General features: G+C 65.2%; 16 protein-coding genes. 2 read left to right on the forward strand and 14 right to left on the reverse strand.

Annotation, left to right across the window (positions count from 1 at the left end; translation table 11 throughout):
- Positions 1 to 60: 60 nt before the first annotated feature.
- Genes hemA through bchF form a run of 14 tightly spaced genes read right to left on the reverse strand, consistent with a single transcriptional unit; the run spans position 61 to position 15894 of the window.
- The gene (gene hemA, locus VRZ08_RS22315) at positions 61 to 1272 is read right to left on the reverse strand and encodes a 5-aminolevulinate synthase (RefSeq protein ID WP_107343564.1); all 1212 of its coding nucleotides are present in this window, start codon (positions 1270 to 1272) and stop codon (positions 61 to 63) included.
- Positions 1269 to 2333 carry a putative photosynthetic complex assembly protein PuhE gene (gene puhE / locus VRZ08_RS22320; RefSeq protein ID WP_107343563.1) on the reverse strand — a complete coding sequence of 355 codons (1065 nt, stop codon included), beginning with the start codon at positions 2331 to 2333 and terminating at the stop codon, positions 1269 to 1271. The genes hemA and puhE overlap by 4 nt, the downstream gene beginning before the upstream one ends.
- Positions 2334 to 2346: 13 nt before the next feature.
- Positions 2347 to 3444, reverse strand: a complete 1098-nt coding sequence (acsF, locus tag VRZ08_RS22325; protein ID WP_164638052.1) for a magnesium-protoporphyrin IX monomethyl ester (oxidative) cyclase — start codon at positions 3442 to 3444, stop codon at positions 2347 to 2349.
- Positions 3441 to 3740, reverse strand: coding sequence for a hypothetical protein (locus VRZ08_RS22330; protein ID WP_107343561.1), 300 nt, complete (start codon positions 3738 to 3740; stop codon positions 3441 to 3443). Before VRZ08_RS22330 ends, acsF begins: the two co-directional genes overlap by 4 nt.
- Positions 3741 to 3742: 2 nt before the next feature.
- Complete coding sequence (puhC, locus tag VRZ08_RS22335; protein WP_107343560.1) at positions 3743 to 4249, reverse strand: photosynthetic complex assembly protein PuhC; 507 nt, start codon at positions 4247 to 4249, stop codon at positions 3743 to 3745.
- A gap of 12 nt (positions 4250 to 4261) precedes the next feature.
- On the reverse strand, positions 4262 to 4924 hold the full coding sequence (puhB, locus tag VRZ08_RS22340) for a photosynthetic complex putative assembly protein PuhB (protein ID WP_346296851.1): 663 nt from the start codon (positions 4922 to 4924) through the stop codon (positions 4262 to 4264).
- The gene (puhA, locus tag VRZ08_RS22345) at positions 4921 to 5688 is read right to left on the reverse strand and encodes a photosynthetic reaction center subunit H (RefSeq protein ID WP_263991058.1); all 768 of its coding nucleotides are present in this window, start codon (positions 5686 to 5688) and stop codon (positions 4921 to 4923) included. Before puhA ends, puhB begins: the two co-directional genes overlap by 4 nt.
- Positions 5689 to 5710: 22 nt before the next feature.
- The gene (locus VRZ08_RS22350; protein WP_414533943.1) at positions 5711 to 7144 is read right to left on the reverse strand and encodes a BCD family MFS transporter; all 1434 of its coding nucleotides are present in this window, start codon (positions 7142 to 7144) and stop codon (positions 5711 to 5713) included.
- Positions 7141 to 7842, reverse strand: a complete 702-nt coding sequence (gene bchM / locus VRZ08_RS22355; RefSeq protein WP_414533944.1) for a magnesium protoporphyrin IX methyltransferase — start codon at positions 7840 to 7842, stop codon at positions 7141 to 7143. Before bchM ends, VRZ08_RS22350 begins: the two co-directional genes overlap by 4 nt.
- Positions 7842 to 8780 carry a ferredoxin:protochlorophyllide reductase (ATP-dependent) iron-sulfur ATP-binding protein gene (gene bchL / locus VRZ08_RS22360; RefSeq protein WP_107343555.1) on the reverse strand — a complete coding sequence of 313 codons (939 nt, stop codon included), beginning with the start codon at positions 8778 to 8780 and terminating at the stop codon, positions 7842 to 7844. The genes bchM and bchL overlap by 1 nt, the downstream gene beginning before the upstream one ends.
- On the reverse strand, positions 8777 to 12523 hold the full coding sequence (locus VRZ08_RS22365; protein ID WP_414533945.1) for a magnesium chelatase subunit H: 3747 nt from the start codon (positions 12521 to 12523) through the stop codon (positions 8777 to 8779). The genes bchL and VRZ08_RS22365 overlap by 4 nt, the downstream gene beginning before the upstream one ends.
- A complete protein-coding gene (gene bchB, locus VRZ08_RS22370; protein ID WP_164638044.1) occupies positions 12498 to 14120 on the reverse strand; it encodes a ferredoxin:protochlorophyllide reductase (ATP-dependent) subunit B in 1623 nt (540 codons plus the stop codon). Before bchB ends, VRZ08_RS22365 begins: the two co-directional genes overlap by 26 nt.
- A 2-nt stretch (positions 14121 to 14122) precedes the next feature.
- Positions 14123 to 15412, reverse strand: coding sequence for a ferredoxin:protochlorophyllide reductase (ATP-dependent) subunit N (locus VRZ08_RS22375; RefSeq protein ID WP_414533946.1), 1290 nt, complete (start codon positions 15410 to 15412; stop codon positions 14123 to 14125).
- Positions 15409 to 15894, reverse strand: a complete 486-nt coding sequence (bchF, locus tag VRZ08_RS22380) for a 2-vinyl bacteriochlorophyllide hydratase (protein ID WP_107343551.1) — start codon at positions 15892 to 15894, stop codon at positions 15409 to 15411. The genes VRZ08_RS22375 and bchF overlap by 4 nt, the downstream gene beginning before the upstream one ends.
- Positions 15895 to 16423: 529 nt before the next feature.
- Here bchF and VRZ08_RS22385 point away from each other — a divergent pair.
- Together VRZ08_RS22385 and VRZ08_RS22390 are read left to right on the forward strand one after the other, a co-directional pair.
- Positions 16424 to 17107 (forward strand): B12-binding domain-containing protein, encoded by a 684-nt coding sequence (locus VRZ08_RS22385; protein ID WP_414533947.1) that lies wholly within the window; start codon positions 16424 to 16426, stop codon positions 17105 to 17107.
- A gap of 60 nt (positions 17108 to 17167) precedes the next feature.
- Positions 17168 to 17830: a heme oxygenase (biliverdin-producing) gene (locus tag VRZ08_RS22390; RefSeq protein ID WP_107354751.1), complete on the forward strand. Its 663-nt coding sequence runs from the start codon at positions 17168 to 17170 to the stop codon at positions 17828 to 17830.
- Positions 17831 to 17912: the final 82 nt, after the last annotated feature.

The raw sequence follows: 17912 nt of genomic DNA on the forward strand, positions 1-17912 counted from the left end.
AAACAAAGGCGCGCGCCCGGAGGCGCGCGCCAGTCTTTCTCGGGTAGATCAGTGACGGACTCAGGCGGCCTTGGCGAGGCCGACCCGTGCCCAGATTTCAGAGAGCGCCTGCACCAGATGCTCGATGTCGGCGTCGGTGTGCTGCGGCGACGGCGTGATCCGCAGCCGCTCGGTGCCGCGCGGCACGGTCGGATAGTTGATCGGCTGCACATAGATGCCGTAGCGGTTGATCAGCTCGTCGCTGATCTGCTTGCACAGCACCGCATCGCCGACCATCACCGGCACGATGTGGCTCGGGTTCGGCATGTGGGCGACGCCGACCTGGTCGAGCCGCATCCGCAGCCGCGCGACGCGATCCTGGTGACGATCGCGCTCGGCCGAGCTGGAGCGGATGTGACGGACGCTGGCCAGTGCACCGGCGGCGACCGCCGGCGGCAGCGAGGTCGAGAAGATGAAGCCCGAGGCAAAGCTGCGGACGAAATCGCACAGCGCCGCCGAGCCGGTGATGTAGCCGCCGACGATGCCGAACGCCTTCGCCAGTGTGCCTTCGATCACGGTGAGGCGGTGGCTGAGGCCTTCGCGATCGGCGATGCCGCCGCCGTTCGGGCCGTACAGGCCGACGCCGTGCACCTCGTCCAGATAGGTCATGGCGTTGTGCGCGTCGGCGACGTCGCAGATCTCGGCGATCGGCGCGATGTCGCCATCCATCGAGTACACCGACTCGAACGCCACCAGCTTCGGCGCGTGCGGGTCGAGATCGGCGAGCTTGCGCTCGAGGTCGCGCGGGTCGTTATGCGCGAAGATCCGGGTCTCGCTGCGGCTGTGACGAATGCCTTCGATCATCGAGGCGTGGTTGAGCTCGTCCGACAGAATCACGCAGCCGGGCATGCGCGATGCCAGCGTCGACAGCGTCGCCCAGTTCGAGACGTAGCCCGAGGCGAACAACAGGCCGGCTTCCTTGCCGTGCAGCGCGGCGAGCTCCTGCTCCAGCAGCACGTGATAGTGGTTGGTGCCCGCGATGTTGCGGGTGCCGCCGGCGCCGGCGCCGCAGCTGTCCAGCGCCTCGTGCATCGCGCTCAGCACCGCCGGGTGCTGGCCCATCCCGAGATAGTCATTGGAGCACCACACCGTAACTTCGCTGGTGCCTTCGGGCCGATGGTGAGTCGCGCGCGGGAAAGAACCCGCATGACGCTCGAGGTCGGCGAACACGCGATAGCGACCCTCGCGATGGAGGCCTTCGATCTGCCGCTTGAAATAGGCTTCGTAGTTCATGACGTCCTCCCGTTGAGCGTCGCGGCGGGTTCTGCGACCCGTGCCGTTGCCAAGCCGCTCCGTGGATGTTGCTCCAGGAAGGTCTGGCGGAACTGGTCTTCCAGCCGCTGCCGGGCGCACAGCTGGCGCGCCTTCGGCTGCGCCTCTTCGGCGCGGGCGGTGGGGACGACGACGAGCTGCGGCGCGGCGGAGCGAGCCTCAGCGGCGGTCGGAGCTTCTGAAAGCTGCGCAGACGATCCCTGCGCGGATGCAGCCGTGATGGTGGCGGAGGGTTTCTGTTCCATGACGTTGTTCTCCGGCGAGAAACCTGGACGAATGCCCCAGCTCCACAGCGTGATGGCAGGCAGGGGCAGCAGCATGAACCAATGCTCAACGACGCCGAGCGCAAACAGCGTCGACACCAGCGTGAGACCAACCACTTCAAACGGCGTATCGGCGACTTCGACAATGCGCTGGATCATAACCACCAGCACTGCGGTCGCCATTGTCACAGAAATCGGGAAGAACGCGCTCACCGGCTTGCGGGCGAAGTAGGTCTTCAGAAACTGGACGGCATCCGGCATCAGCTCGTCATTGGTCACGGGCACGCCGAGGAACAGATTGATCTTGGCGCTCTGACGCAGCACCCACAGCGCCGTATAGGTCCACAGCCCGACCTGGTTTTCGGCGCCGAACGTCACCGCGAGCACCACAGCGCCGCAGGCGAGCAGGCAGAGCTCGTGATACAGGATGGCCTGCAGCGCGTAGCTGAAGCGCATGAAGCCCTTGGCGTCGGGCGGGCACGGTTCGGCCCGCGGGCCGGTGAGCCAGCCCGACAGGAACGCGATTTCCTGCGCGCCCCACAGGAAGATGATGCAGCTGAACGCCATGTAGGCCGCGCCGACGCTGACGTCGTGCGCGGTGACCGACAGGCCGCACAGCGCGATGGTGAGCATTCCCCCGGCGCACACCGCCCGCAGCAATTCGGAGCGGCCGACGCTGCCGACCAGGAGCAGCACCGCTCCGGTGGAGAACCACCAGACGAAGGCTGCGAAGACCGGTGGGCCGAGGTAGCTGACCATCACACCGTCCCCCTCACCACGCCGGACGCAGGCCGATGACGCGCGGCAGTTCGTTACGCTTGGCCGGCAGCAGGAACAGCCGGCCGAAGGCCAGCGCCGCCGAGGCGGCGTAGAACGGCCGCTTCAACTTGCCGAGCAGGCCCTGGCGGTGGCTCTTGTCGATCTTCTCCGCGGCGATCCGCAGCCGCTCGAGGTTCTGGAGAAAACGCGGGTCGTCGAGATTGATCGTCACCGGGAAGACCTGCTTGGAGATCTCGGTGGTGATGCGGAACACCTGCATGCCGTAGTCGGTGGCATCGACCCCGAGCGCCTCATAGAACGCCGGACGCATGTGGTCGCGCACGTACATCGTGGCGAACACCGCGAGCAGGAAGAACCGGATCCACAGCTTGTTGACGCCGGACAGCAGCGACGGATCGGCGCGCATCAGCAGCGCGAACGCCTCGCCGTGCCGGAACTCGTCGTTGCACCAGCGCTCGAACCACTTGAAGATCGGGTGGAAGCGGAGCTCCGGATGGCGCTCCATCTGGCGATAGATCGTGATGTAGCGGGCGTAGCCGATCTTCTCCGACAGATAGGTCGCGTAGAAGATGAACTTCGGCCGGAAGTAGGTGTACTTCTTGACCTTGGTCAGGAACGACAGGTCGACGCCGATGCCGTGATCCTTGAGGATCTCGTTGATGAAGCCGGCATGGCGGGCTTCGTCGCGGCTGAGCAGGCCGAACAGTTCGCGGATCTCCGGGTTCTTGATCCGCTTCTTGATCTCGGCATAGAGCACGCAGCCGGAGAACTCGGCCGTCAGCGACGACACCAGAAAGTCCTTGAACTCGGCGCGCAGCTCGGGCGGCAGCTTGTCGAGGTCGCTGTTCAGAAACTCGTCGGTCTTCTTGAAGTGCGACTTGTTATAGTCGGCACGCAGCTCGTTCATCATCGCGGTCCATTCGGCCCGCACCAGGCTGACGTCGAGCTTGTCCATCGCCGCGTAATCGGTGGTGTAGAACCGCGGCGTCAGGATGGTATCTTGCTTGGCGATGTTGAGGCTGTCGACGCTGCCCTTGATGTCCGGCCGCGTTCGCAGCGCGCCTTGGGCGCCACCCTCCATTGGAATCATTGAACCCTCCCGGTCGAAAAGCTGACTTCGTACAGTTCGGTCAGTTCACGGTAGCCTTCGAACCGCGCACGAATCTTGTCGAGAAGACCGGCACGGACCACGGTTGCGGTGCGACGAACGACCAAACGTTCGCCGAAGTCGACGTGGGTCGGCGCATCATGAACCAGGACTTCGTCGCCAGGTCCGATTTCGATGTCGCCGTCGAGAGTGACGTGCGCATGCAGGGTTTCCGAGGTCTGTTCGATCTCGACCGTGCAGGGGACGTCGAAGCTCGTGCGTTTCCCTAGTCCGAACATGCTTATTTCGAAGCGCCCTTCTCGTTGAGGATCTCATTGTTGGAGGTGGTTTGATCGGTGCCGTTGCCGGCGGGCATCAACTGCGAAAAGGCGCGCAGATTGTCGGCGCCGAACGCGTTGAGGTCGATCACCTTGTTGGTGACCGGATCGGTCAGCGTGTACTGACCGTTGACGTAGCGGGCGAGCTTGAACGACGGCTGCGAGCCGACGCCGGCGAGTTGACGCTCGCGCGCCAGCCCGTGCAACACCACGCGGACGAAGCCGGACTGACCCGGCTGCAACGACTTCACCAGGCTGCGATCGGAAGTCCGATACACGAGCACGGCGCCGTCGGGACTGTCTTCGAAGTTCAGGTCGAGGCTTTCGACCATCGCCGGAGGGGTCATTCGGGAATGACCGACCCCGGTCAGTCGGGCGGTTGCCGCCACGGCAATCGTGAACAACACGACCGCCGCAGCCGCGATCAAAGCGCCCTTCGGAACATTGAGATTGTGCGCGGCCTCGCTCATCTCGATCTCCGTTTAGGCTACTGCCGGTGCGGTGGGACTTGGCAGCGGACCGTCTTCTGGGCCGCTACTGGTGGATTGTACGATCGCCACCGCGGAGCTGTCGGTCTGCGCCTTCACCGCTTCGGTGAGTTTGGCAGCGACTGCGGCGACGTCCGGGACCGAGTTGAGCATCGGCTCCGGGTTGTTGATGTACCAGGGCCGCACATGCGGCCACAGCAACACGTAGGATGCGCGCTTGTCGTCGATGACCCGCAGGGGGATATCGCCGCTGCCGTCACGATTCTGGCGGAGGTCGGCGTTGGCGATCCGGGTCAACGGGATGTTGATCGTGATCGGCAGCGCCACGCCCATCTGAAGCAGCACGCGCTTTGAGGTGATGGTGTAGCAGGTCGCCCGGCGGAACAGCCAGACGAGCAGTGCGAGCAGGCCGAGACCGGCAGCCGCCGGGATCAGAAGCATCGACGCGGACGTCAATGCCTCCGCCGGCGACTGGCCGTTCGACCAGTTCGACCAGGCCTTCCACGCGATCAGCAGGACGAAATAAATCGCCACGGCCCGCATGTGGAAGGACCTGATGGCCAACCCTTTGTAGGTCGGCTTCCCCTGCCAGATAACGCGCTCTCCCTCCGGCAAGGGCGATGGAAGCTCACGAAACTGGCTGGGGGCGTCGGTCATACCAGAGACTCCGAGCGCAGCGGCGTGGCGTAGAGAGTGCCGGCGCCGTAGTACGCGCAGATCTTGTCTTCTTCGAGCTTGGTGACCTGATCGCTCTTCGAGGTGGTCGGGACGCCGGCGAACTGATCGCCGCGGATGGCGTCGACGGACACCTTGCCGAACGGGTCGTTGATCAGCGCGAACGGCACCGGGAGCAGAACGCGCTTACGGCTCTTGGCGACCTCGACTTCGAGGTAGCGGGCGATCACTTCGGCGCGGTCGACCCACACCTCAGTCACCGTACCACCGACGACGCCGTCGCAGCCGACGACCGACATGCCGACCGGGTTCGGGTCACGCGGGTCGAGGAACATGCCCTTCGCGGCGCGGAGCGGCGCGATGATCGGCAGGTTGTCGAGGCCGAGTTCCGGCACGTCGGCGCGCTGAGCGTAGGAGCCCGGGCCAACGCCATCGGCGAACGGATTGCCGGTCGGGACGAACGGCGCACCGGGCCACGGCGCAGACGGAGCGAGCGCCACGTTCGGGCGATCGTTGCTGGTCGACGGCACGGTCTTGGTCGCGCCACCACGCAGCAGGTAGGTCTTCGGATCCGGCGGCGCAGGCACGCCGATCTTCGCCAGGCGGGTGCCGGTGCCGGCATCGGCGACCAGCGGATAGCCCTCGCGCTTATCTTCCCGGCGCAAGTAGAACAGCAAGCCAGCGAAGAAGATCCAAAATACGTACAGGGTAACCTGTGCTAAGTCCAAATACGCTCCGGGTTGCATGGGACAGACCCCTTCCTCTTAGTTAACCTGGAAATTCGGCGAGGCCGAATTTGGCTGACGACTGCGCGTAGTTCGTTCGTGTCGTGCGCACGAGCGGACCGACCGCAACAAGCGTTGCGAACAGCAACGCGATCTCGATGTAGTAAACGAAGCAGTAACCGATTGCCGGCCCCGACAGCACGGCACCGAGCATGCCGTCACTGGCGAGCGAAGCGACGGCGTCGCGAATGCCGCCGCCGAGCAGGATGCCGCCGCCGGCAGCGGTCGCCTGCACTGCGCCCCACGTACCGAGCGCCATTCCCGAATCGCTACCGGACGCAACGGCCATCGCCGCCGTCAGCGTGCCGGCCGCAAACAATCCGCCGCCGAAACCGATCAGCGCCGTGCCGACGCGGAACAGCAGCACCGACTGCGCCGGCGCCGACATCACCACCGCCGCGAAAGCGAACATGCCGATCATCGCACCGAGCCCGGCAAGCCGATACGGATCGCCGCCGCGGCCGAGCATCCGCGCCGACAGCGCAAAGCCGCCCAGCGTGCCGATCGCAAAGAAAGCCGTGAGCGCGGTGGTCTGACCGACGGTGAGCTGCAGCACCTGGGCGCCGAACGGCTCTAGCAGAATGTCCTGCATCGAAAAGCCGGCAGTGCCGAGCGCCACCGCCACCAGCATCCGGGTCGAGCCGCCGGCGGCACGGAACTGCGCCCACGACTCGCCGAACTGCGGACGCAGCCGTGAGGCCGAAGTCAGCGTCGGGTTACGGGCTTCCTGCTTCCACAGCGCGACGATGTTCAGCAGCAGCTGCACCACCGCGACGCCCTGAATCACCTGAATGAGCTTGAGCTCGCTGAAGTCGCGCAGCAGCTCGCTGAACATCACGGCGCTGCCGGTCATGCCGATCAGCAGCATCACATACAGAAACGCCACCACGCGCGGTCGCGAATCTTCCGGCGCGATGTCGGTAGCGAGTGCAAGACCGGCGGTCTGGGTGGTGTGCAGGCCGGCACCGACCAGCAGGAACGCCAGCGCGGCGCCGAACTGACCGTACACCGCCGGATAAGCGCCCTCGCCCGACAGCACCAGCAGCGCGAACGGCATGATGGCGAAGCCGCCGAACTGCAGCAGCGTGCCCATCCAGATATACGGCACCCGGCGCCAACCGAGCACCGAGCGGTGATGGTCGGACTTGAAGCCGATCAGCACGCGGAACGGCGCAAACACCAGCGGCAGCGACACCATCAACGAGACGAGCAGCGTGGTGACGCCGAGCTCGACGATCATCACCCGGTTGAGGGTGCCGTTGAGCAGAACGATCGAAGCGCCGACCGAGACCTGAAACAGCGACAGACGCAGCAGACGACCGAGCGGAAGCTCCTTCGTCGCCGCGTCAGCGAACGGCAGGAAACGCGTCCCGAGACGCATCCAGCCTTTCGCCAATGTCGCCGCCAGTTGGCTCATCGTCGAACCATCTCCAGGGCCTGCGAGGTGTAGAAGCCGGACGACACCCGATGGGTGCGGCCGGGCTGCCATTGCGCCAGCAGCGGCTCTTCGGCCACCAGGTGGCGCAGTGTCTTTTCGCTGATCGGCTCGATCGCCGGCGCACGGTCGGCACGCGGGAAGAAGCCACCGACGAAATGCATTAGCGTCAAAAGCGGAGTCTTCGGTGCGAACGTCACCGCCATCGACTGCCGGGTGCGCGACGCCAGGGTCGCCAGCATGCGGCAGATGTCGTGCGGCAAATAGTGGATCAGCGAGTCCATCGCGACCACGAAGTCGAACTCGCCGAGTTCGGGGTCGAGCATATCGCCGGAGCGGAAGTCGATCGCGGCCGGATCGATGTCGGCCGGCAGACGCTCGCGCGCCACCGCCACCAGCGTCGGCGACAGATCGATCGCAACGATCTTGGCGCCGCGCCGCGCCGCCTCGATCGACAGCGCACCAGTGCCGCAACCGGCGTCGAGCAGCCGAGTGCCGGTCATGTCGGCGGGAAGCCACGACAGCAGCGTGTTGCGCATTTCGTCGCGGCCGGCGCGCACGGTGGCGCGAATGCCGCTGACCGGAGCATCCGACGTCAGCTTGGCCCAGGTGTCGGCCGCGGTGCGATCGAAATAGGTTTCAAGCTCGCCGCGACGCTCGATGTAGCTGCCCAACGCCATCAATCAAATCCCAAGAGATCAAAGATGTCGCGATCCTTCAGCGGCTTGCCCTGGACCGGGGGTTCCTTCGCCTCCCACAAATCCGTCGCGAGCCGAAGATACTCATTTTGCACAGCTTCAATTTCTGGGGTGTGATCCATCTCAAAAAGCGTCATCTTTTTCAGACGGCTCTTTCGGATGACATCCAGATCCGGCAAATGCGCGACGCGCTTGATACCGGTGCGCTCGCCGAACTTGTCGATCTGGTCGGTTTCGCGGCTGCGATTGGCAATCACTCCCGCCAGACGAACGGCGTAGTTCTTCGACTTCGCCTGGATCGCCGCGGCGATGCGGTTGGCGGCGAAGATCGAATCGAAGTCGTTGGCGGCGACGATCATCGCCCGCTCGGAATGCTGCAGCGGTGAGGCGAAGCCGCCGCACACCACGTCACCGAGCACGTCGAAGATCACCACGTCGGTATCTTCGAGCAGGTGATGCTCCTTAAGCAACTTGACGGTCTGGCCGACGACGTAGCCGCCGCAGCCGGTGCCGGCGGGCGGACCTCCCGCCTCGACGCACATCACGCCGTTGTAGCCCTCGAACACGAAGTCTTCGGGGCGCAGTTCCTCGGAGTGGAAGTTCACCGACTCCAGGACGTCGATCACCGTTGGCATCAGCTTCTTGGTGAGCGTGAACGTCGAGTCGTGCTTCGGATCGCAGCCGATCTGCAGCACGCGCTTGCCGAGCTTGGAGAACGCCACCGACAGGTTCGACGAGGTCGTGCTCTTGCCGATACCGCCCTTGCCGTAGATCGAAAACACCTTGGCGGTGCCGATGTTGAGGTTGGGGTCGAGCTGGACCTGGACACTGCCCTCGCCGTCGCCCTCGGCGCATTTCGACGCGTTGACGTCGGCGCAGCCCGAGGTCTTCAGCTTGTTGGGATCAGTCAGGATGTTCATGCGGCCACTCCCACGCCTTCCAGGCGATCCTCGAGCTCTTCGCCTGCCTTGCGCAGGGTCTCGAGCATTTCCGGGTCCGGAGACCAGTAGTTGCGTTCGTGCGCTTCGATCAGGCGGTTGGCGACTTTCGCCGAGGCTACCGGATTGAGCGCGGCGAGGCGTGCCCGCATTTCAGGATCGAGCACGAAGGTCTCGGTGAGCTGCTTGTACACCCAGGGGGCGACTTCACCCGTGGTTGCCGACCAGCCCATAGTATTTGTCACGTGCTCTTCGATCTGACGCACGCCTTCGTAGCCATGCTTGAGCATGCCCTCGTACCACTTCGGATTCAGCATCCGCGTGCGAGTTTCGAGCGCGACCTGCTCCGACAGCGTGCGCACCGTGCCGGCGCCGCGGGTCTGGTCGCCGATATACACCGGCGCGGCCTGGCCACCCTTCGCCTTGCGCACCGCGCGGCTGATGCCGCCGAGCGTGTCGAAGTAGTGATCGACCGTGGTGACGCCGAGTTCGACCGAGTCGAGGTTCTGATAAGCCAGATCGACGTCGGCGAGCGCGCTCTTGAGCAGCTCGGCGTGTTGCACCGGCTGGCCCTTGAGGCCGTAGGCGAAGCTCTTGCGCTTGGTATAGGTCTCGGCGAGCTCGTCCTCGTCTTCCCAGCGGCTGTTCTCGACCAGATGGTTGACGTTGGAGCCGTAGGCGCCGTCGGCGTTGCCGAACACCCGCAGCGAAGCCGTCTCCATGTCGCAATTGTGCGCGGCCTGATAGGCCAGCGAATGCTTGCGGATGAAGTTCTGCTCGGCCGGCTCCTCGGCGCTCGCCGCCATGAAGGCGGCTTCGGCGAGCAGCTTGATCTGCAGCGGCAGCAGGTCGCGGAAGATGCCCGACATGGTGATGATCACGTCGATGCGCGGTCGCCCGAGTTCTTCCAGCGGGATCAGATCGGCGCCGGCGAGACGGCCGTAGCCGTCGAACCGCGGCCGGGCGCCCATCAGCGCCAGGGCCTGGCCGATCGGCGCGCCTTCGTTCTTGAGGTTGTCGGTGCCCCACAGCACGATCGCGACCGTCTCGGGCAGCGGATTGCCCTCGGCGATGTGCTTGTCGATCAGCCGCTGCGCCTGCTTGGCGCCGTCCTGCAGCGCGTAGGCCGACGGAATCCGGAACGGATCGAAGCCGTGCAGGTTGCGGCCGGTCGGCAGCACTTGAGGCGTGCGCAGCAGGTCGCCGCCCGGCGCCGGACGGATGAACTTGCCGTCGAGCGCGCGCAGGATCGCGGCGAGTTCGTGATCCTCGGCGAGCAGCTTGTCGATCCCGGCGAGCTCCTTGAGCATGTCGAGATTGGCCTGCGCCTCCGGACCGTTGCCCGACAGATGTTCGGGATGGCCGCCGCGCACTAGCGCTTCGAGCAGGGACTTGTCGGGGCGCTTGCCGTGCATCGCGTCGGCAACCGCTTCCAGCGTCTCGACCCGCTCCTCTTCGGACGGCACGTTGCCGACGACGTGGAGGCCGTGCGGGATCAGCGCGTATTCCATCTCGAGCACGGCGTCGGCGAGCTTGGCGATGGTGTCGCCCGCTTCCTCGGCGGTCCAGGCCGGCTCGGCCGGGGCGAGGTCGAGGCCGGCGGCCTGCGCCTGCACCAGGGTCGCGAGATTAGCGCGCTCGGTTTCTTCCTCCGGCGTCAGCCCGCGCCAGCGCTCGAGCGACGACTTCAGTTCGAGCAGCCCGCGATACAGACCGGCATGCGCGACCGGCGGCGTCAGGTAGCTGACTAGCGTCGCGGCCGAGCGGCGCTTGGCGATCGCGCCTTCGGACGGGTTGTTGGAGGCGTACAGATACATGTTCGGCAGATCGCCGATCATGCGGTCGGGCCAGCAGGTGCCGGACAGGCCGGTCTGCTTGCCGGGCATGAATTCCAGCGCGCCGTGGGTGCCGAAATGCAGCACCGCGTGGGCGCCGAAATCCTGCTTGATCCAGCGGTAGAACGCCGAGAAGGCGTGCGTCGGCGCAAACCCCTTCTCAAACAGCAGCCGCATCGGGTCGCCTTCGTAACCGAACGCCGGCTGCACGCCGACGAACACGTTGCCGAAGCGCTCGCCGAGAATGAAGATCGACGAACCGTCGCTCTGCTGCTTGCCGGGCGCCGGCCCCCACTGCGCTTCGATCTCCCGCAGATAGCGTTCGTTCTTGACGTGATCGCCGGCCATCACGCGGGCATGGACGTTGGCATTGGCGCCGAACCGTGCCGCATTGCCGTTGATGATCGCCTCGCGCAGCGCGTCGACGCTTTCGGGGACCTCGACGGTGTAGCCTTCGGCCTTCATCGCCTTCAGCGTGTTGAACAGCGACTCGAACACGCCGAGGAACGCCGCGGTACCGGTGTTGCCGGCGTTCGGCGGGAAGTTGAACAGCACCGCAGCGACCTTGCGGTCCTTGCGTTCGCTCCGGCGCAGCGCCACCAGCTTGGCGGTGCGCGACGCCAGCATTTCGGCGCGCTCGCTGCAGACATGCATGTCGCCGCCGCTTTCGTTGCGCTCGAACTTGCAGAACTTCTCGCAGCCCGGGCATGCGACGTCGCCGCCGTCGGAGCGGCCGCCATAGACCATCGGGTTGGAGCAGCCGTCGAGTTCGGGGATCGCCACCATGATGGTGCTTTCCACCGGCATCAGGCCGCGATCGGACGTCGCCCACTGCTCCAGCGTCTGGAATTCGACCGGATGCGCCGACAGATATGGCACGTCGAGCGCGGCGAGGATGTCTTCGGCGGCCTTGGAGTCGTTGTAGGCGGGACCGCCGACCAGCGAAAAGCCGGTGAGCGACACCACCGCATCGACCGTGGGACGGCCGTTCTTGATGAAGAATTGCTCGATCGCCGGGCGCTGATCGAGGCCCGAGGCGAACACCGGAATCACCCGCAGGCCCTTGGCCTCGAACGTCTCCAGCATGCCGTCATAATGCCCGGCATTGCCGGCGAGCAGATAGGAGCGCAGCAGCAGCACGCCGACCGTGCCCTTGGCTTCGGACGGGCCCGTGGGCAGCTTGTCGACCGACTCGGCGATCCGGCCCTTCATCTTCGGGTGGTACACGCCGATATCGGGATATTCGAGCGGCGGCTCGACCTTGGCGACGCCGCGCAGCCCCTTGCGCGGACCGTTGGCGTAGCGGTCGATCAGCAGCCGCACCATGTTGGCGATGTTCTGCTCGCAGCCCGCCAGCCAGTACTGCAGCGTCAGGAAGTAGGCGCGCATGTCCTGCGCGGTGCCGGGGACGAAGCGCAGCAGCTTCGGCAGCTGCCGCAGCATCTTCATCTCGCCCTTGCCGGCCGAGCCTTCGTGCTTCTTGCCGCGCAGTTTCTTCAGCCAGTTGATCATGCCGAGCGCTTCGGCGCTCATGTCGAACTTGCCGATGTGGGTGAGTTTCACCACCTCGGAGGCCGACATGCAGCACACCATCGCGTCGCACTCGGTGCGCCGCGCCTGCAGCGCCGGCATCACCGCACGGACGTGATCGTCCATGAACAGCATGGTGGCGATGATGATGTCGCCGGTGGCGATGTCGGCGAGGCAGCGCTGCAAAGCGTGTCCGTCGCTGCCCCACTCGTCGGCGGAGTGCACCGTCAGCTCGATTCCTGGATAATCCTTCCGCAACACGTTGCGAGCACGTGCGGCGGCACCGGACAAATGGCTGTCCAGCGTGACGATGACGACCCGAACCGGGGTCTTGTCAGCGGGCGAAGTGCGCTTTGGCATCGTACAAGGTCTCGACAGTAATGGTTGCGACACCATTTTCGTTGGCGAAGCGCTCGGTATTCCGGCGAGCCTTGCCGCGGACGAAGAACGGTATCTTCAGCAGTTCCTTTTCGGCTTCCGGTGCCCACACAGCCCCGGTGGGGGCGGGTGCGGTCGGAGCCGGCTCAGATGCTGCACCGTCGAGAACCGGCGCGCTTTGCGGCAGCGCAACGGCGACCTCCGCCACAGCAGGCGCCGAAGCGGGTGCGTGGCCAGTGCCGAGATGCGACGGCAGCGCGCCGTCCTTGAATTCGAAATCGTCCTTGAACATCGCCAAAAGATGCTCTTCGAGGCCCATCATCAGCGGATGGACCCAGGTGTCGAAGATCACATTGGCGCCTTCGAATCCCATCTGCGGCGCATAGCGCGCGGGGAAATCCTGGACATGCACCGGTGCCGAGATCACCGCGCAGGGCACGCCGAGGCGCTTGGCGATGTGGCGCTCCATCTGGGTGCCGAGCACCAGCTCCGGATGCAGTTCGGCAACCTTGGCTTCGACCTCGAGATAGTCGTCGGTGATCAGCGCCTCGACGCCGTACTTCGCCGCCGCTTCGCGGACGTCGCGGCCGAACTCGCGGCTGTAGGTGCCGAGCCCGACCACCTTGAAGCCGAGCTCCTCCGACGCGATCCGCGCCGAGGCGATCGCATGGGTGGCATCGCCGAAGATGAAGACGCGCTTGTTGGTCAGGTAGGTCGAGTCGACTGAATGCGAGTACCACGGCAGCCGCGTCGAAGCCGCCGCCAGCACCGGCTCCGGATCGACGCCGGCAAGGCCGGCGACTTCGCGCACGAATTCGCGCGTCGCCGAAACGCCAATCGGAATCGTCTTGGTGAACGGCTGATGGAAGATCCGCTGCAGCCAGGACGCTGCCTGCGACGCGACTTCCGGATACAGCACGACGTTGAAGTCGGCTTCGCCGAGCCGGGTCAGGTCCGCCGGCGTCGCGCCCATCGGCGCCACCACATTGACGTCGATCCCGAGCTGGCCGAGCAGCTTGGTGATCTCGGTGATGTCGTCGCGATGACGGAAGCCGAGCGCGGTCGGCCCGAGCAGATTGCACTTGGCGCGCTGGCCCGGCGCGCGCTCGGCGCGCTTGGTGCCGGGCGGCGGCGCCTTCGGACCGGCGATCGCGCGGACGAGCTGATAGAACGTCTCGGACGCGCCCCAGTTTTCCTTGCGCTGATACGCCGGCAGGTCGATCGGAATCACCGGAATCGAAAAGCCGAGCGACTTGGCGAGCCCGCCCGGATCGTCCTGAATCAGCGAGCCGGTGCAGGACGCACCGACGATCATCGCCTGCGGCTTGAAGCGCGCATAGGCGTTGCGGGCCGCGCTCATGAACAGCTCGGCGGTGTCCTTGCCGAGATCGCGCGCGGCGAACGTCGTGTAGGTCACCGGCGGCCGCTTGTTGCGGCGCTCGATCATCGTGAACAACAGATCGGCGTAGGTGTCGCCCTGCGGAGCGTGCAGCACGTAGTGCAATTGCTCCATACCCGTGGCAACGCGCATCGCGCCGACATGGGGAGGGCCTTCATAGGTCCATACGGTGAGCTGCATGGTCAGGCCACCAACTTGGCGCGCCGCACCAGCGGCCGCGCGAACAATTCAGCAAGATCGGCCGCCTGCTCGTATCCCTGGATCGGGGTGAACACGAGTTCGATCGACCATTTGGTTGTGATGCCTTCCGCTTCGAGCGGATTGGCGAGACCGAGGCCGCACACCACGATATCGGGACGCGCGATGCGGCAGCGGTCGAGCTGATCGTCGACGTCCTGACCTTCGGTCAGCGCGACTTCGGCCGGCAGCAACTTGAGCTCTTCGGCGAGCTGCTCGCGATGCAGATACGGCGTCGCGACTTCGACGAGCTGCATGTCCAGCTCACGCGACAGGAAGCGCGCCAGCGGAATCTCGAGCTGCGAATCCGGGAAGAAGAAGATTCGCCGGCCGCCGAGCTCGCTCTTGAACGCAGCGAGCGCACGTTCGGCGCGGGCGCGGTTCGGCGCGGTGACTTGATCGAACTTCGCCGGGTCGACACCGAACGCATCGGCCGCGGCGCGCAGCCAGCCGGTGGTGCCTTCGACGCCAAGCGGGAACGGCGCCGCGAGGCGCTTGGCGCCGCGCTCTTCCAGGGCCCGCACGGTGTCGGGCAGGAACGGCTGCGCCATCAGGATCTTGGTGTTCGGCCCGACGCTCGGCAGCGAGGCCGAGTTGCGCGGCGGGAAGAACGCGACGTTGTCGATGCCGAGCGCATCGAACATCCGCTTGAATTGATCTTCGACGACGTCGGCCAGCGAGCCGATCACCAGCAGCGACGGCTTGGTGTCGGTTGCGGCGGGAAGCTCCGGCACCATCGACGCCAGGCAGGCGTCCTCGCCTTGGGTGAAGGTGGTTTCGATGCCACTGCCCGAGTAGTTGAGAATACGCACGCCCGGCGAGAACCGCTGCGACAGGCGGAGCGCAGCGCGCGACAGATCGAGCTTGATGACTTCCGACGGGCACGAGCCGACCAGGAACAACAGCTTGATGTCGGGCCGGCGCGCCAGCAGCTGTGTCACCACACGATCGAGCTCGTCATTGGCGTCGGTGAGACCGGCCAGATCCTTCTCTTCCATGATCGCCGTGCCGAACCGCGGCTCGGCGAAGATCATCACGCCGGCGGCCGACTGGACCAGATGCGCGCAGGTGCGCGAGCCGACCACGAGGAAGAATGCGTCCTGGATCTTGCGATGCAGCCAGACGATGCCGGTCAGCCCGCAGAACACCTCGCGCTGTCCGCTCTCGGTGCGGATTTCGCGAGCGACCAGCTGATCCGCAGTCGCGGCCGAACAACCTGTGACATGAACGGTCATGCGCGGCTCCCGGACACCGAGGGCTCACGCAGGCCGGCCAGACGTTCGTCGCGGCGCGCGGCGCGCAGCTTGAGCACGAACTGGGTGGCGTTGACGACGTAAGTCGCATAGGCCGCGAGCGCGACATACATCTGATCGCGCGCATCGCCGAGGCCGAGGAACAGCATCACCAGATAGACGGTGTGCAGCGCCAGCACGAGGAAGCTGAACACGTCCTCCCAGAAGAACGCGGGCGCGAACAAGTAACAGCCGAAGACTTCGCGCTCCCAAATCGCGCCGGTGATCATGATGGTGTAGAGCACCAGCGTCTTGATCACGACCGACACGGTCGCAGCGGTGTAGCCGTCGCCGGTTCCGAGATAGCGGAGCACCAGGCCGAGGCTGACGAGGAAGACGACGAACTGGACCGGCGCCAGGATCCCCTGCACCAGCGTCCATTTTGTTGCGTCTCGGCGAACCCGCTCTTCGGGCGTGTAGAGCATCTTAACCGTCTGCTTTTGCTGAGAAACCGACCCAGCGGTGCCATCGTGCGGCACAGCACCCTCCGCGCTCTTCATGTAAAGAACGTTTGACACGTGCGTGTCGCGGTGGTGCGATACCGGAACGTTAGATTGGGAGGCCGGGACTGTCGCACCGAGACCCTCTTTTTCTTGATCTGATGCTGACGGACGATGCACCGCGCCACTCCCTAAAGTGCGGCTGATCAACAAAGGCTAGTCTCCACACATGCCACTGTCAATCAAACCATACGTAAATTAAACTTGACGGTCTGTCGGCCGTCAGCCTTAAGTCGAAGGTCAGGGAGTACCGCTCATGACGGACTGGGACGACCATCCGATCGCGGCCATTGCCGACGCCGAACCGGCCAACCTCCCGGTGACGCCCCTGCCCCCTCCGATCCCGGAGCCTCTCTGGCGAGCACGCCCCCGGGTCCAGACCTCTGCCATTGCGCTATCGCTTCGAACTCTCACCCATTCCCGAATTAAGCTGCACGCGATCCCGTTTTCGAACATGTCCGCCCCGGTCGATCCTGGTACGCCTTTCGGTGTGCAGCACTTCACCCTGCTGGTTCTCGGTCACGACGAGACTGCTGCCTTCGACTACGTGGAGAGTCTTATCGCGCAGGGGACTGCCACCGAATTGATCTTCCTCAACCTGCTCGCGCCCGCTGCGCAGCGCCTCGGCGAGATGTGGGAGCACGACAGCGCGAACTTCCTCAACGTCACGCTCGGCGTCAGTCGGCTGCAACGAATTCTTCGCCATCTCGGTGAAAGCGTTGCCGATGATCACCGCGCCAGTGGTGGTGGCACGGTGCTGCTGACCACGCTGGACGGCGAACAACACAGCTTCGGGCTGACGATGGTCGCAGAGTTCTTCAGGCGCGATGGTTGGGACATCTGGACCGGCCCGTTCAACACGCGCCGCGAGATGATGTCGCTGGTGCAGGAGCGCATGTTCGACGTCGTCGGCTTTTCGGTCGGCGGCGATCGCCACCTCGATCAGCTCAAGCGCTACGTCCAGGAGATCCGTCGCGACTCGCGCAATCGCGACGTGGCGATCCTGCTCGGCGGCCCGCTGCTGCTGCTCAGGCCGGAACTGATCCGCTCGATCGGAGCGGACGGCTATGCGGTCGATGGCGCGACCGCGCCGCGGCTCGCCCGCGCGCTGGTCCACGCCGCGCGGAACAAGAGCTGACGCGGGTTCGCAATCGCGAATCGATTTCTGCTATAAGGCCTTCTGCATTGGAGGCTTGGTATGGTGGTGGAAGCAGCGGAGCGCGGCGCCGAGAGCGTCGTTACCGCGTTGTATGTGCGGACCCGACAGCTGCATCTGGAAGCCGAGAAGTCGGGCATCCTCTCCGAGATTCTGCACGGCACCGCTGGCCGCGATGGCTACACGCTGTTGCTGCGCAATCTGCACCCGGCCTATCGGGCGATCGAAGCGGGCATCGAACGCCACCGCGACAATCCAATCCTCGCGCCGCTTGCGGCGCATCCGCTGGCCCGCACGCCGGCGATCGAATCCGACCTCGCCGCGCTTGCCGGCGCGGATTGGCACGAGCGGCTGCCGGTGCTGCCGGCCGCGGAAGCTTATGCCGAGCGGATTGCAGAAGTGAGCGAAGGCGACGGCAGCCGCCTGATCGCGCATGCCTACACCCGCTATCTTGGCGATCTCAACGGCGGACAGATCGTACGCCGGCTGCTGGAGAAGACCATGCAGCTCAGCGCCGCTGAACTCGCCCACTACGACTTTTCGGCAATCGGCGATCCGGCCTCCTTGAAGACCGAATACCGCGAGGCACTGGAGCGCGCCGGCGCGGCGGCTCCCGATGCAGCAGCAGTGATCGAAGAAGGCGCGGTCGCGTTCACCTGCAACATCGCGCTCTCGGTCGCGGTGCAGCAGCATCTGGCTGCTTAAACTCCTTCATCGATTGATTGCAGCCGATATGATCCTTGTGAAGGGCACTAAAGTCCTCGTCCTGAGGAGCCCGGCGCAGCCG

Origin of the sequence: Rhodopseudomonas sp. G2_2311 (assembly GCF_047501505.1) — a bacterium.
GTDB classification, from domain to species: Bacteria; Pseudomonadota; Alphaproteobacteria; order Rhizobiales; family Xanthobacteraceae; genus Rhodopseudomonas; species Rhodopseudomonas palustris_H.

Coding starts and splice junctions, on each gene's coding strand:
- hemA (WP_107343564.1), bottom strand. CDS start 1,272: ATGAACTACGAAGCCTATTTCAAGCGGCAGATCGAAGGCCTCCATCGC.
- puhE (WP_107343563.1), bottom strand. CDS start 2,333: ATGGTCAGCTACCTCGGCCCACCGGTCTTCGCAGCCTTCGTCTGGTGG.
- acsF (WP_164638052.1), bottom strand. CDS start 3,444: ATGATTCCAATGGAGGGTGGCGCCCAAGGCGCGCTGCGAACGCGGCCG.
- VRZ08_RS22330 (WP_107343561.1), bottom strand. CDS start 3,740: ATGTTCGGACTAGGGAAACGCACGAGCTTCGACGTCCCCTGCACGGTC.
- puhC (WP_107343560.1), bottom strand. CDS start 4,249: ATGAGCGAGGCCGCGCACAATCTCAATGTTCCGAAGGGCGCTTTGATC.
- puhB (WP_346296851.1), bottom strand. CDS start 4,924: ATGACCGACGCCCCCAGCCAGTTTCGTGAGCTTCCATCGCCCTTGCCG.
- puhA (WP_263991058.1), bottom strand. CDS start 5,688: ATGCAACCCGGAGCGTATTTGGACTTAGCACAGGTTACCCTGTACGTA.
- VRZ08_RS22350 (WP_414533943.1), bottom strand. CDS start 7,144: ATGAGCCAACTGGCGGCGACATTGGCGAAAGGCTGGATGCGTCTCGGG.
- bchM (WP_414533944.1), bottom strand. CDS start 7,842: ATGGCGTTGGGCAGCTACATCGAGCGTCGCGGCGAGCTTGAAACCTAT.
- bchL (WP_107343555.1), bottom strand. CDS start 8,780: ATGAACATCCTGACTGATCCCAACAAGCTGAAGACCTCGGGCTGCGCC.
- VRZ08_RS22365 (WP_414533945.1), bottom strand. CDS start 12,523: ATGCCAAAGCGCACTTCGCCCGCTGACAAGACCCCGGTTCGGGTCGTC.
- bchB (WP_164638044.1), bottom strand. CDS start 14,120: ATGCAGCTCACCGTATGGACCTATGAAGGCCCTCCCCATGTCGGCGCG.
- VRZ08_RS22375 (WP_414533946.1), bottom strand. CDS start 15,412: ATGACCGTTCATGTCACAGGTTGTTCGGCCGCGACTGCGGATCAGCTG.
- bchF (WP_107343551.1), bottom strand. CDS start 15,894: ATGCTCTACACGCCCGAAGAGCGGGTTCGCCGAGACGCAACAAAATGG.
- VRZ08_RS22385 (WP_414533947.1), top strand. CDS start 16,424: ATGTCCGCCCCGGTCGATCCTGGTACGCCTTTCGGTGTGCAGCACTTC.
- VRZ08_RS22390 (WP_107354751.1), top strand. CDS start 17,168: ATGGTGGTGGAAGCAGCGGAGCGCGGCGCCGAGAGCGTCGTTACCGCG.